13 protein-coding genes and 1 riboswitch are annotated in these 12,383 nt (G+C 38.3%); all 13 genes read left to right on the forward strand.

The features are described from left to right. The first annotated feature begins 514 nt into the window (after positions 1 to 514). Positions 515 to 1,279, forward strand: coding sequence for a class I SAM-dependent methyltransferase (locus AC4GZ8_RS15980; protein WP_491082889.1), 765 nt, complete (start codon positions 515 to 517; stop codon positions 1,277 to 1,279). 32 nt (positions 1,280 to 1,311) lie between these two features. Further along, a complete protein-coding gene (gene fosB / locus AC4GZ8_RS15985; protein ID WP_491082890.1) occupies positions 1,312 to 1,746 on the forward strand; it encodes a metallothiol transferase FosB in 435 nt (144 codons plus the stop codon). 129 nt (positions 1,747 to 1,875) lie between these two features. Further along, complete coding sequence (locus AC4GZ8_RS15990) at positions 1,876 to 2,076, forward strand: NETI motif-containing protein (protein ID WP_491082891.1); 201 nt, start codon at positions 1,876 to 1,878, stop codon at positions 2,074 to 2,076. A gap of 86 nt (positions 2,077 to 2,162) precedes the next feature. Further along, positions 2,163 to 2,264, forward strand: a riboswitch (purine riboswitch). A 132-nt stretch (positions 2,265 to 2,396) separates the two neighbouring features. Beyond that, positions 2,397 to 2,885, forward strand: coding sequence for a 5-(carboxyamino)imidazole ribonucleotide mutase (purE, locus tag AC4GZ8_RS15995; protein ID WP_491082892.1), 489 nt, complete (start codon positions 2,397 to 2,399; stop codon positions 2,883 to 2,885). Continuing rightward, on the forward strand, positions 2,872 to 4,002 hold the full coding sequence (gene purK / locus AC4GZ8_RS16000; RefSeq protein WP_491082893.1) for a 5-(carboxyamino)imidazole ribonucleotide synthase: 1,131 nt from the start codon (positions 2,872 to 2,874) through the stop codon (positions 4,000 to 4,002). The genes purE and purK overlap by 14 nt, the downstream gene beginning before the upstream one ends. A gap of 16 nt (positions 4,003 to 4,018) precedes the next feature. Next, complete coding sequence (gene purB / locus AC4GZ8_RS16005) at positions 4,019 to 5,311, forward strand: adenylosuccinate lyase (protein WP_491082894.1); 1,293 nt, start codon at positions 4,019 to 4,021, stop codon at positions 5,309 to 5,311. A 121-nt stretch (positions 5,312 to 5,432) separates the two neighbouring features. Then, entirely contained in the window at positions 5,433 to 6,164 is a 732-nt protein-coding gene (gene purC / locus AC4GZ8_RS16010; RefSeq protein ID WP_491082895.1) for a phosphoribosylaminoimidazolesuccinocarboxamide synthase, read from the forward strand. Further along, positions 6,152 to 6,406 carry a phosphoribosylformylglycinamidine synthase subunit PurS gene (gene purS / locus AC4GZ8_RS16015; RefSeq protein WP_098797711.1) on the forward strand — a complete coding sequence of 85 codons (255 nt, stop codon included), beginning with the start codon at positions 6,152 to 6,154 and terminating at the stop codon, positions 6,404 to 6,406. Before purC ends, purS begins: the two co-directional genes overlap by 13 nt. Next, positions 6,403 to 7,086 carry a phosphoribosylformylglycinamidine synthase subunit PurQ gene (gene purQ, locus AC4GZ8_RS16020; protein WP_491082896.1) on the forward strand — a complete coding sequence of 228 codons (684 nt, stop codon included), beginning with the start codon at positions 6,403 to 6,405 and terminating at the stop codon, positions 7,084 to 7,086. Before purS ends, purQ begins: the two co-directional genes overlap by 4 nt. Beyond that, positions 7,070 to 9,298 carry a phosphoribosylformylglycinamidine synthase subunit PurL gene (purL, locus tag AC4GZ8_RS16025; protein WP_491082897.1) on the forward strand — a complete coding sequence of 743 codons (2,229 nt, stop codon included), beginning with the start codon at positions 7,070 to 7,072 and terminating at the stop codon, positions 9,296 to 9,298. Before purQ ends, purL begins: the two co-directional genes overlap by 17 nt. Then, positions 9,274 to 10,686, forward strand: a complete 1,413-nt coding sequence (purF, locus tag AC4GZ8_RS16030) for an amidophosphoribosyltransferase (RefSeq protein WP_491082898.1) — start codon at positions 9,274 to 9,276, stop codon at positions 10,684 to 10,686. Before purL ends, purF begins: the two co-directional genes overlap by 25 nt. A gap of 92 nt (positions 10,687 to 10,778) precedes the next feature. Further along, on the forward strand, positions 10,779 to 11,816 hold the full coding sequence (purM, locus tag AC4GZ8_RS16035; RefSeq protein ID WP_491082899.1) for a phosphoribosylformylglycinamidine cyclo-ligase: 1,038 nt from the start codon (positions 10,779 to 10,781) through the stop codon (positions 11,814 to 11,816). After that, the gene (gene purN / locus AC4GZ8_RS16040; RefSeq protein ID WP_491082900.1) at positions 11,816 to 12,382 is read left to right on the forward strand and encodes a phosphoribosylglycinamide formyltransferase; all 567 of its coding nucleotides are present in this window, start codon (positions 11,816 to 11,818) and stop codon (positions 12,380 to 12,382) included. The genes purM and purN overlap by 1 nt, the downstream gene beginning before the upstream one ends. Position 12,383: the final 1 nt, after the last annotated feature.

A 12,383-nucleotide genomic window follows, 5' to 3' on the forward strand; every position in this document is an offset into this window, starting at 1 on the left:
AGAAGAGCGAAAAAGATCAGTAGAGATACTGGTCTTTTTTTGTTGGTAATAAAAGAAAACCGAAGGTTTTCCGTAAAGAGGTAGAGACAAAATACAATTCCTAGCCTGAGGCTTGGGAGAAGCAAGAAGATCTAGGAAGCGCAGAAAGAGAAGACCGGAGTGTGCGTAGTTGGCACATGAGGACCTGAACGAACAAGCTGACGCGGAGATTCGCCGCTTATCGCAAGCCGAAATCCGAACACGGAAGTTAAGCTCTCAGCGCCGATGGTAGTTGGGGGTTTCCCCCTGTGAGAGTAGGACGTTGCCAGGTAAGGAAAAAGGAACAGTAGAGATACTGGTCTTTTTTTCGTTAAAAATAGGCACAAGCAAAAGGTAAAGATAAGGTTTTGTGAGAAGCAAGTTAAAAGATTACTAGAATAAATTTGATTCAGGGAATTGATTTATCCTTAAATAAAATCTCCAATTTCTTACAACTGTTGTGTTATATTAAAGAAAACATATAGGTAGGTGCGAAATGGAGAGAAGAAATCATTGGGATGCACATTTATACGATCAGCATCATTCATTTGTCTCTGAGTATGGTCAAGATTTAGTGAAGCTGTTAAATCCGACGTCGGGAGAGAGAATACTTGATGTTGGATGTGGTACAGGTGATTTAATGAATTCCTTGGTTCACCTAGGTGTATCTGTATTAGGTGTGGATCTATCTGAGGCGATGATAGTGAAAGCCAAAGAAAAGTATCCGGAATTAAACTTTGCAGTTAGGGATGTTTTGGAGCTGGGTTTTCAAGAAGAGTTTGATGCTGTTTTTTCAAATGCCACTTTACATTGGGTAAAAGAGCCGATGGTAGCTTTAGAAAAGATGTTTGATAGCTTAAAGGCAGGAGGACGTTTTGTTGCAGAGTTTGGGGGAGCAGGGAATGTGGAGCTGATTTTGAGTGAGTTTAGAAATCAGTGTAAACAAGAAGGGTATCCTGTGACAAGTGAATCACTTCCGTGGTATTTCCCTAGTATTGGTCAATATACTTCATTAATGGAGGATGTTGGTTTTAAGGTGACGTATGCTATACATTTTAGCAGACCAACGGCTCTTGATGGCGAAGAGGGGCTTAGAAACTGGTTACGAATGTTTATGCCAGATTTCCTTCATTTATTGCCTGATGATGTGGAAATGAGGGTGTTAGCGAACGTAGAAAATAGCTTACGTTCAATTTTATATAAGGATCAGCAATGGGAAGCAGATTATAAACGTATTAGGGTTATGGCTATTAAGGAGTAAAGTTATTCAATTATGTTAAGGGAGCTTGTTCAATGATAAAGGGGATAAACCATCTTTTATTTTCTGTATCAAACTTAGAGATTTCGATTGATTTTTATCAAAACGTTTTTGGGGCAAAATTACTAGTCAAGGGTAGAAGTACTGCTTATTTTGATTTAAGTGGGATTTGGTTAGCTCTTAATGAGGAAAAAAATATTCCGCGCAATGAAATTGAGGTCTCTTATACACATATTGCATTTTCAATAGATGATGAAGATTATGAACGGTTATATAGAAAGTTAACTGATTTAGGCGTTCGGATTTTAGAAGGGCGTCAGCGAAATGAAAAAAAAGATAAAAGGTCTATTTATTTTACTGACCCTGAAGGACATAAATTTGAATTTCATACTGGGACTCTTCATGATAGATTAACGTATTATAAACAGGAAAAACTTCATATGGAATTTTTTGATGATGAGAATGACTAACTTGGGATATTTCCCAAGTTAGTCATTCTTTTTTTTGATTTAAATAGTCACTTTTAATTTAAAGGATATATCCTCATAAAAAGTGGTAGAATGTAGAATACATAGGATTGTGAGCATGGAGGTAAGAAGATGACATCAAAGCCAAAAAAGAAGAAATTTGTTGTTGAGGAAAATGAGACGATTGATGACTGTCTCAACAGAATGAGTAAGGAAGGCTATATGCCTATTCGAAGAACTGAACAGCCAATTTTTAAAGAAGAGATTCGAGATAATGCAGTTGAGCATGTACCATGTGGAAGAATGATTACATTTGAAGGGAAACTTCTGTAAAAGCCGAACAATAATGAACTATTAAAATAAATCGTTCGATTTTACGTTGACATTGATAAGCTTCATTGTTAATATAAAACATGTAAATAAGTAATTAAAGTGAACCTCATATATAATTGGGAATATGGCCCAGAAGTTTCTACCCGATAACCGTAAATTATCGGACTATGAGGGAAAGTGAATGTATATACGATTCGGAATTAAGCAAAGTCCGAAGCTCGATATATCTAACTTTCTCTATTAGTGGAGAAGGTTAAATATCGAGCTTTTTTTGTACTATAAAATAGGATAAGAAAAGATTTAATAAAGGTGGGGAAAAGATGGATCCGGTTGTTGGAGTCATTATGGGAAGTACATCTGACTGGGGGACTATGAAATTTGCTTGCGATATACTAGACGAGCTTGGTATACCATATGAAAAAAAAGTAGTTTCTGCACATCGTACACCAGATTATATGTTTGAGTATGCTGAGAATGCTAGAAACAGAGGCTTGAAGGTTATTATTGCTGGTGCAGGTGGAGCCGCCCATTTACCAGGTATGGTTGCAGCAAAAACAACTCTGCCGGTCATTGGTATTCCTGTTCAATCAAAGGCTTTAAATGGTCTAGATTCATTACTTTCAATTGTTCAAATGCCAGGAGGTGTTCCTGTAGCAACTGTTGCAATAGGCAAAGCCGGAGCTACAAATGCAGGGCTGTTAGCTGCTGAGATCCTCTCGACAAATGATCAATCACTAGCTGATAAATTAGATTCAAGAAGAGAAGAAGTACGCTTAAAAGTTTTGGAGAGCAGTGATGAGCTTGAATAATCAAACGATCCTACCAGGAAGTACTATTGGCATAATCGGCGGTGGACAGCTAGGAAGAATGATGGCAATTGCAGCTAGACAGCTAGGCTATCGTATTGCTGTTTTAGACCCAACTAAGGATTGTCCTTGCGGTCAAATTGCTGATATAGAAATAACAGCTAGCTATGATGATTTAGAAGCCATTAAACAGCTAGCTGAGGTTAGTGATGTGATCACATATGAATTTGAAAACATTGATTACAAAGCTTTGCGTTGGTTAGAAGAAAATGCATCATTACCACAAAAAAGCTCATTGCTTTTACTAACTCAAGATCGTGAAACTGAAAAGGCTGCGATCGAAAAGGCTGGATGTCAGGTAGCTCCTTATAAGATTATCCACTCAGAAGAGGAGTTACGTCAGGCTGTGGAAGTTCTCGAATATCCATGTGTTCTAAAAACTTGCCGAGGCGGGTATGACGGTAAAGGACAAGTGGTGCTTCGAAATGACCAAGCTCAATTGAGAGCTAAACAATTGCTAACTCACGGTACTTGTATCTTGGAAAAATGGGTTCCATTCGAGAAAGAAATTTCAGTAATTGTGACAAGATCAGTTAACGGAGAAACAAAGGTGTTTCCAGTAGCTGAAAATATTCACAAAGACAATATTTTATATCAAAGCATCGTGCCTGCTAGAGTATCAGAAAGTGTTATCCAAAAAGCAGAAGAATTGGCTATTAAACTTTCAAATAGCTTTGAACTTGTAGGAACGCTTGCTGTGGAAATGTTCTTAACGAACGATGAAGAAATTTATATAAATGAGTTAGCACCTCGACCACATAACTCTGGACATTACACAATTGATTTATGTGAAACAGATCAGTTTGAACAACATATACGTGCTGTATGTAATCTTCCTTTAGGTCAAACGAACCTACTGCAAAGTGGTATGATGGTGAACCTTTTAGGGGAAGATTTATCAATAGTTAGTGAAAATCTTTCTCTCCTGCAGTATGCTAAACTTCATCTTTACGGCAAAAAAGAGCCCGCCTCTAAACGTAAGATGGGACATATAACATTTATTATTGAACCAATTCAAGATAATATAGAGAAGATCAATAAAATTTGGGGTCAAAATTGAACGGAGGCAAAAGAAAATGATTGAACGTTATACAAGACCAGAAATGGGTGCAATTTGGACGGAAGAGAACAAATTTAAGGCATGGTTGGAAGTTGAGATCCTTGCATGTGAAGCTTGGGCAGAGCTTGGAGTTATTCCAAAGGAAGATGTAGCTCTACTTCGTAAAAATGCATCTTTTGATGTTAATCGCATAAATGAAATTGAGCAAGAAACACGCCATGATGTTGTAGCATTTACAAGAGCTGTTTCTGAAACACTAGGTGAAGAACGTAAATGGGTTCATTACGGTTTAACATCAACAGATGTTGTTGATACAGCTTTATCTTATTTATTAAAACAAGCAAATGATATTTTATTAAAAGATATCGAAAACTTTATCCAAATTTTAAAAGAAAAAGCGCAAGAGCATAAGTATACAGTCATGATGGGACGTACGCACGGTGTTCATGCTGAACCAACAACATTTGGATTGAAGCTTGGTTTATGGTATGAGGAAATGAAGCGTAATTTAGATCGTTTTAAACGTGCAGCAGAAGGTGTAGAGTACGGGAAGATATCTGGTGCGGTAGGAACTTATGCAAATATCGATCCTTTTGTTGAAAAATACGTTTGTGAAAAGTTAGGTACTAAACCGGCTCCAATCTCAACACAAACTTTACAACGTGACCGTCACGCTGATTATATGGCCGCAATTGCTTTAGTTGCAACATCAATCGAGAAGTTTGCAGTTGAAATTCGCGGGTTACAAAAGAGTGAAACACGTGAGGTGGAAGAGTCATTTGCAAAAGGTCAAAAAGGATCTTCAGCAATGCCTCATAAACGTAATCCAATTGGTTCAGAAAATATGACCGGTCTTGCACGTGTCATTCGCGGTTATATGTTAACAGCTTATGAAAATGTTCCGTTATGGCATGAAAGAGATATCTCTCACTCTTCTGCTGAGCGTATTATCTTACCAGATGCTACGATTGCACTTAACTATATGTTAAATCGTTTTGGCAACATCGTGAAAAACTTAACGGTATTCCCTGAAAATATGAAGCGGAATATGGAACGTACACAAGGTCTTATTTACTCTCAACGTGTTTTACTAGCTTTAATTGATACTGGTATGACAAGAGAAGAAGCATATGATCTTGTTCAACCAAAAGCAATGGAAGCTTGGGAAAAACAAGTACCTTTCAGAGGCTTAGTAGAAGCAGAAGAAAAAATTACTTCCAGACTTTCTAAAGAAGTAATTGCTGATTGCTTCGATTATAACTACCACCTAAAAGGTGTAGACACAATTTTTGAACGTCTTGGTCTTTAAAATAAAATAGTAGCAAGGGTCAGCAAAAGTCCCTTGCTATCTCTTTGAAAAAATAACATGGTAAGAAAATGTAACAAACAATAATCTAAAGGTTCCCAATATTCAGTTTAGGAGGGCTTCCATGAGTACAGAAAAGCTTGAATTACTATACGAAGGTAAAGCGAAACAGATTTACAAAACGAATGAACCTAATATTCTATGGGTCTCTTACAAAGATTCCGCAACTGCCTTTAACGGGGTGAAAAAGGAAGAGATTACAGGTAAAGGTCGTTTAAATAACGAAATTTCAACATTAATTTTTGAAAAGTTAACAGCAAACAACATTGAAAATCACTTTGTAAAAAGATTATCACCGACAGAGCAACTTGTTAAGAAAGTAACAATCATTCCTTTAGAGGTTGTTGTAAGAAATGTTGTAGCAGGAAGTCTTTCTAAACGAATTGGTATTGAAGAAGGAACAGAGATTAAGAATCCATTAGTTGAGTTTTACTATAAGGATGATGACTTAGGGGATCCACTAATAACAGAAGATCATATCGCTTTATTAGAAGTGGCGACACCAGAGCAGGTTCAAACATTGAAATCACTCGCTAAGCAGGTAAATGAAGTACTTAAGGCTCACTTTCTTTCCTGTGATGTACGCCTAATTGATTTCAAACTAGAGTTCGGTATCACTGATGAAGGCAAGATCATTCTTGCTGATGAAGTATCACCTGATACATGCCGTTTATGGGATATCAACACAAATGAGAAGTTTGATAAAGATGTTTTCCGTAGAGATATTGGTAGTTTAACAGATGCATATGAAGTTATTTTAACTAGACTTGGAGGCCAATCAACATGTACAAAGTAAAAGTTTATGTCACGTTAAGAGAAAGTGTATTAGATCCACAAGGAAGCGCAGTAAAGAGTGCATTACACAGCATGGACTACAAAGAAGTTCAAGATGTCCGTATCGGGAAATACATGGAGTTAACAATTGAGAAGTCAGATCGTGATCTAGATGTAGCTGTTCGTGAAATGTGTGAGAAATTACTTGCTAATACAGTGATTGAAGACTTTAGCTACGAGGTACAGGAGGTTGTCACAAAGTGAAATTCGCTGTGATCGTATTCCCAGGATCTAATTGTGATATTGATATGTATCATGCAATTAAAGATGAGCTCGGTGAAGAAGTAGAGTATGTATGGCATGATGAAACAGATTTAAGCCAATTTGACGGAATTCTTTTGCCTGGTGGTTTTTCATACGGAGATTACTTACGCTCAGGAGCTATTGCCCGCTTCTCAAATGTGATGCAGGAAGTCGTGAAAGCTGCTGAAGCTGGTAAGCCTGTACTTGGTGTATGTAATGGATTCCAGATTTTATTAGAAGCTGGATTACTTCCAGGTGCAATGAAACGAAATGAAAACTTAAAGTTTATGTGTCGCCCAGTTAATTTAAAGGTTGTAAACAACCAAACAGCCTTTACTTCAGCTTATGAAAAGGATGAGGTAATCTCAATTCCTATCGCACATGGAGAAGGGAATTATTATTGTGATGAGCAAACACTTCAAACGCTTAAAGAAAACAATCAAATCGTGTTTACGTACGAAACGAATCCAAATGGCAGCTTAGTTGATATTGCAGGGATTACAAATGAGCGCGGAAATGTATTAGGGATGATGCCACATCCTGAGCGTGCTGTTGATGAGCTGTTAGGAAGTGCAGACGGGTTAAAATTATTTCAATCGATCGTAAAAAACTGGAGGGAATCTCATGTCACTACTGCTTGAACCAACTAACCAGATGATTAAGGATGAAAAAATCTACAGACAAATGGGTGTAAGTGATGACGAGTTTGCTCTGATTGAAAAAATTATTGGACGTCTTCCAAATTACACAGAAATCGGGATTTTCTCTGTTATGTGGTCTGAGCACTGCAGCTATAAAAACTCTAAACCGATTTTAAAGAAATTCCCTGTAACAGGTGAAAAGGTATTACAAGGTCCAGGTGAAGGTGCAGGGATTGTCGATATTGGGGACAATCAAGCGGTTGTATTTAAAATCGAAAGTCATAATCACCCTTCAGCGATTGAGCCTTATCAAGGCGCAGCAACAGGTGTAGGTGGAATCATTCGTGATGTTTTCTCAATGGGAGCTAGACCGATCGCAATCTTAAACTCACTTCGCTTTGGAGAACTAAAAACACCTCGTGTGAAATATTTATTTGAAGAGGTTGTTGCAGGTATTGCGGGTTATGGTAATTGTATCGGAATTCCAACAGTTGGTGGAGAGATTCAATTTGATGATTCATACGAAGGAAATCCACTTGTTAACGCAATGTGTGTTGGGTTAATTAATCATGAAGATATTAAAAAGGGTCAGGCTAAAGGTGTTGGCAATACAGTTATGTATGTTGGTGCGAAAACTGGTCGTGATGGAATTCATGGTGCAACATTTTCTTCTGAAGAATTAACCGACGATTCTGGTGCAGATCGTTCAGCGGTACAAGTTGGCGATCCATTTATGGAGAAGCTTTTATTAGAAGCTTGTCTTGAAGTCGTTAAAAATGATGCCTTAGTAGGAATTCAAGATATGGGTGCTGCTGGTTTAACAAGCTCATCTGCTGAGATGGCAAGTAAAGCAGGCTCTGGTATTGAAATGAACTTAGATCTTATTCCACAACGTGAGACAGGTATGTCAGCTTATGAAATGATGCTTTCAGAATCACAAGAAAGAATGCTGCTTGTTATCGAAAAAGGAAGAGAGCAAGAAATCATTGATCTTTTCAAAAAGTATGACTTAGAGGCTGTAACAGTAGGAAAAGTAACTGATGATAAAATGCTTCGTCTTTTCCATAAAGGTGAAGTGGTTTGTGAGCTTCCTGTTGATGCGCTTGCTGAAGAAGCTCCGGTTTATCATAAGCCTTCTAAGGTACCTGCTTACTTTGAAGAGTTCCAACAAATGGATGTTGCTCCTCTACAGGTGGACAATTATAAAGAAACACTTATGAATTTACTAAAGCAACCAACAATTGCTTCTAAAGAGTGGGTTTATGATCAATATGATTACATGGTACGTACAAATACAGTTGTAGCACCGGGTTCTGACGCTGCTGTTGTTCGTATTCGTGATACGAAGAAAGCATTAGCGATGACAACTGATTGTAACTCTCGTTATCTATATTTAGATCCGGAAGTTGGCGGTAAAATTGCTGTAGCAGAAGCAGCACGTAACATCGTATGTTCTGGTGCTACTCCATTAGCCATTACAGATAACCTAAACTTCGGTAACCCTGAGAAACCAGAAATCTTCTGGCAAATTGAAAAAGCAGCAGACGGTATTAGTGAAGCTTGCCGAGTATTAAATACGCCAGTTATCGGCGGTAATGTTTCTTTATACAACGAAACAAATGGAACAGCAATCTATCCTACACCAGTAATCGGTATGGTGGGATTAATTGAAGATACAGATTATATTACAACGCAAGATTTTAAATCAGCTGGAGATCTAATTTATCTAGTTGGGGAAACAAAAGCAGAATTCGGTGGTAGTGAGCTGCAAAAGCTTGTACACGGAAAAATCTTTGGTCAATCACCAGAACTAGATTTAGAGAAAGAAAGCAAAGTATTAGGCCAGCTTTCAGCAGCTATTCGTGCAAAGTCAGTGGCGTCTGCCCATGATGTTTCTGAAGGTGGAGTTGCGGTTGCATTAGCAGAACCATTATTCGGCTGTAAAGGTTTAGGGGCAGAAGTGACTCTTAACGGTGATGCAACAGCAGCACTGTTTAGTGAATCACAAACAAGATTTATTGTATCTGTGAAAAAGGAAAACAAAGAAACATTTGAGCAATTAGTTGAAGCAGTATGTATCGGGAAAGTAACAGACTCTGGCAAACTAATCATTAAAAATGAACAGGATGAAACACTTGTCGATGCATCTGTTGAAGAATTAAAAGATGCATGGAAAGGAGCTATCCCATGCTTGCTGAACTCAAGGGATTAAACGAAGAATGTGGTGTATTCGGAATCTGGGGTCACCCGGAGGCAGCACAAATTACGTATTATGGCTTGCATAGTCTTCAGCATAGAGGTCAAGAAGGTGCTGGGATTGTGACAAGTGATGGTGAGAAACTAACAGGTATGAAAGGGTTAGGGCTCATCAACGAAGTATTTGCGAACGGGAAATTAAATGAATTATCCGGTAAAGCGGCTATCGGTCATGTTCGTTATGCAACAGCTGGCGGGGGCGGATATGAAAATGTTCAGCCCCTCCTTTTCAAATCTCATAGCGGCAGTTTAGCTCTTGCCCATAACGGAAACCTTGTCAATGCAACCCAGGTTAAGCATCAGCTTGAAAGCCAAGGAAGTATTTTTCAAACAACTTCTGATACAGAGGTGTTAGCACATCTAATTAGAAGAAGCGGCTATAAAGATATGAAGGAAGCTGTGAAAAATGCTCTTACAATGATTAAAGGCGCCTATGCATTTTTAATCATGACAGAAAATGAAATGATGGTTGCACTGGATCCTAATGGATTAAGACCATTGTCAATCGGAGTCATGGGTGATGCGTACGTTGTTGCATCTGAAACATGTGCATTTGATGTTGTCGGAGCAAAATACGAACGAGATGTTCAGCCAGGTGAGCTGTTGATCATCAATGATGAAGGTATTCGCTCTGAGCGCTTTTCAATGAATATTAACCGTTCAATTTGTAGTATGGAATATATTTATTTTTCACGCCCTGATAGCAATATCGACGGTATTAATGTTCATACAGCACGTAAAAACCTTGGGAAACGCTTGGCTGTTGAGTCTGAGGTAGAAGCAGATGTTGTAACAGGTGTACCTGACTCTAGTATCTCAGCAGCGATCGGTTTTGCTGAGTTAACGGGAATTCCATATGAGTTAGGATTAATTAAAAATAGATATGTAGGCAGAACATTTATCCAACCTTCACAATCATTGCGTGAGCAAGGTGTAAAAATGAAGCTCTCTGCTGTTCGTGGTGTTGTTGAAGGAAAGCGTGTTGTCATGGTTGATGATTCCATTGTACGTGGAACAACAAGTAAACGAATTGTGAATATGCTCCGTGAAGCAGGAGCTACAGAGGTTCATGTGCGTATCAGTTCACCGCCAATTGCTAATCCATGCTTCTATGGAATTGATACTTCCACACATGAGGAATTGATTGCTTCTAATCATTCAGTAGAAGAAATTAGACAAATTATTGGGGCAGACAGCTTAGCTTTCTTAAGTGTTGAAGGCTTACTTGAAGGTTTAGGTCGACCATATGAAGGTGAAACAAGAGGTCAATGCTTAGCCTGCTTTACTGGCCGCTATCCTACTGAAATTTATGCAGATACAGTTTTACCGCATGAAAAAGCGTAAATAGAAAAAAATGTGATAGGAATCGAATGCTCGATTCCTGTCTTACTTTAAATTGAAAGATAAATAGATTAGTTTTTTTAGGAGGATCACACATGTCTGACATTTATAAGCAAGCTGGTGTTGATATTGAAGCTGGCTATGAGGCTGTTACAAGAATGAAAAAACATGTTGCCAAGACGATGCGCGCAGGTGTATTAGGCGGACTGGGCGGCTTTGGTGGAATGTTTGATTTAAGTGAATTAAATTATAAAAAACCTGTACTTGTTTCAGGAACAGACGGTGTTGGAACAAAGTTAAAGCTTGCTTTTATGGCTGATAAGCATGATACGATCGGAATTGATGCTGTTGCCATGTGTGTGAATGACATTTTAGCTCAAGGAGCAGAGCCGTTATTTTTCCTGGATTATTTAGCGCTTGGAAAGGCAAAGCCAGAAAAAATTGAGCAAATTGTAAAAGGAATTGCAGATGGATGTGAGCAATCTGGATGTGCCTTAGTTGGCGGGGAAACAGCTGAGATGCCAGGATTATATGAGGAAGAGGAATATGATGTTGCTGGCTTTTCTGTAGGAGCAGTTGAAAAGGATCTAATCGTAACAGGGGAAAATATTAAACCAGGACATGTATTAATTGGTCTATCATCAAGCGGAATCCACAGTAACGGATTTTCATTAGTTCGTAAAATCCTTCTAGAAGATCAAAAGTTAGACTTAGGAACAGTTTATGAGCCCTTTACACAAAACCTAGGGGAAGTATTACTTACACCAACTAAAATCTATGTGAAGCCTGTTTTAGACGTTGTTAAAACCTATCAAGTCGATGGAATGGCCCATATTACAGGTGGCGGTTTTATTGAAAATATTCCAAGAATGCTGCCAGAGGGAACAGGGGCAGAAATTGATCTTGGTTCATGGCCGAAGCTGCCGATCTTTGACTTTTTAAAGGAGAAAGGGCAGTTAGATAGTGAAGATATGTATAATGTATTTAACATGGGAATTGGCTTTGTCCTTGCTGTGAAAGAAGATATATTACAAGATGTGCTCAAGCAACTAGATGCAAATGGTGAAAAAGGGTATGTCATTGGTCGTGTCATTGAGGGCTCTGGAGTAACATTTAATGGAGGAGCGTTTTGATGAAGAAGTTAGCTGTTTTTGCATCAGGGAATGGCAGTAATTTTCAAGCAATTTTAGACAAAGTGAAAAGTGGTGCCTTAGAGGCAGAAATTAGCGTAGTTGTTTGTGATAAACCTCAAGCAGGAGTTATTGCACGAGCGGAAACAGCGAATATCCCGGTTTTCTGTTTTATACCGAAGGAATATGAAACAAAGGCTCAGTTTGAACAGGAGATTTTAGCTGTTTTACAAAAACATCAAATTGATTTTGTTATTCTCGCAGGGTATATGAGGTTAATTGGTGAAACGTTGTTAACTGCTTATGAATCGAGGATCATCAATATTCACCCATCGCTGTTGCCGGCTTTTCCAGGAAAGGATGCAATTGGCCAAGCATATGAAGCAGGGGTAAAAGTAACTGGAGTGACTGTCCATTATGTTGATGCAGGTATGGATACAGGTCCAATTATTGCTCAAAAGGCAGTAGAAATTTCAAAGGAAGATACTGCTGAATCAATTGCCGAAAAGATCCATGCAGTAGAACATGTTTTATATCCAAAAGTCATTCAAGAGCTAGTCATAAAATAAA

The sequence above is a fragment of the Metabacillus sp. RB-C-LZQ-3-1 genome (assembly GCF_058315175.1).

Coding starts and splice junctions, on each gene's coding strand:
- AC4GZ8_RS15980 (WP_491082889.1), top strand. CDS start 515: ATGGAGAGAAGAAATCATTGGGATGCACATTTATACGATCAGCATCAT.
- fosB (WP_491082890.1), top strand. CDS start 1,312: ATGATAAAGGGGATAAACCATCTTTTATTTTCTGTATCAAACTTAGAG.
- AC4GZ8_RS15990 (WP_491082891.1), top strand. CDS start 1,876: ATGACATCAAAGCCAAAAAAGAAGAAATTTGTTGTTGAGGAAAATGAG.
- purE (WP_491082892.1), top strand. CDS start 2,397: ATGGATCCGGTTGTTGGAGTCATTATGGGAAGTACATCTGACTGGGGG.
- purK (WP_491082893.1), top strand. CDS start 2,872: ATGAGCTTGAATAATCAAACGATCCTACCAGGAAGTACTATTGGCATA.
- purB (WP_491082894.1), top strand. CDS start 4,019: ATGATTGAACGTTATACAAGACCAGAAATGGGTGCAATTTGGACGGAA.
- purC (WP_491082895.1), top strand. CDS start 5,433: ATGAGTACAGAAAAGCTTGAATTACTATACGAAGGTAAAGCGAAACAG.
- purS (WP_098797711.1), top strand. CDS start 6,152: ATGTACAAAGTAAAAGTTTATGTCACGTTAAGAGAAAGTGTATTAGAT.
- purL (WP_491082897.1), top strand. CDS start 7,070: ATGTCACTACTGCTTGAACCAACTAACCAGATGATTAAGGATGAAAAA.
- purF (WP_491082898.1), top strand. CDS start 9,274: ATGCTTGCTGAACTCAAGGGATTAAACGAAGAATGTGGTGTATTCGGA.
- purM (WP_491082899.1), top strand. CDS start 10,779: ATGTCTGACATTTATAAGCAAGCTGGTGTTGATATTGAAGCTGGCTAT.
- purN (WP_491082900.1), top strand. CDS start 11,816: ATGAAGAAGTTAGCTGTTTTTGCATCAGGGAATGGCAGTAATTTTCAA.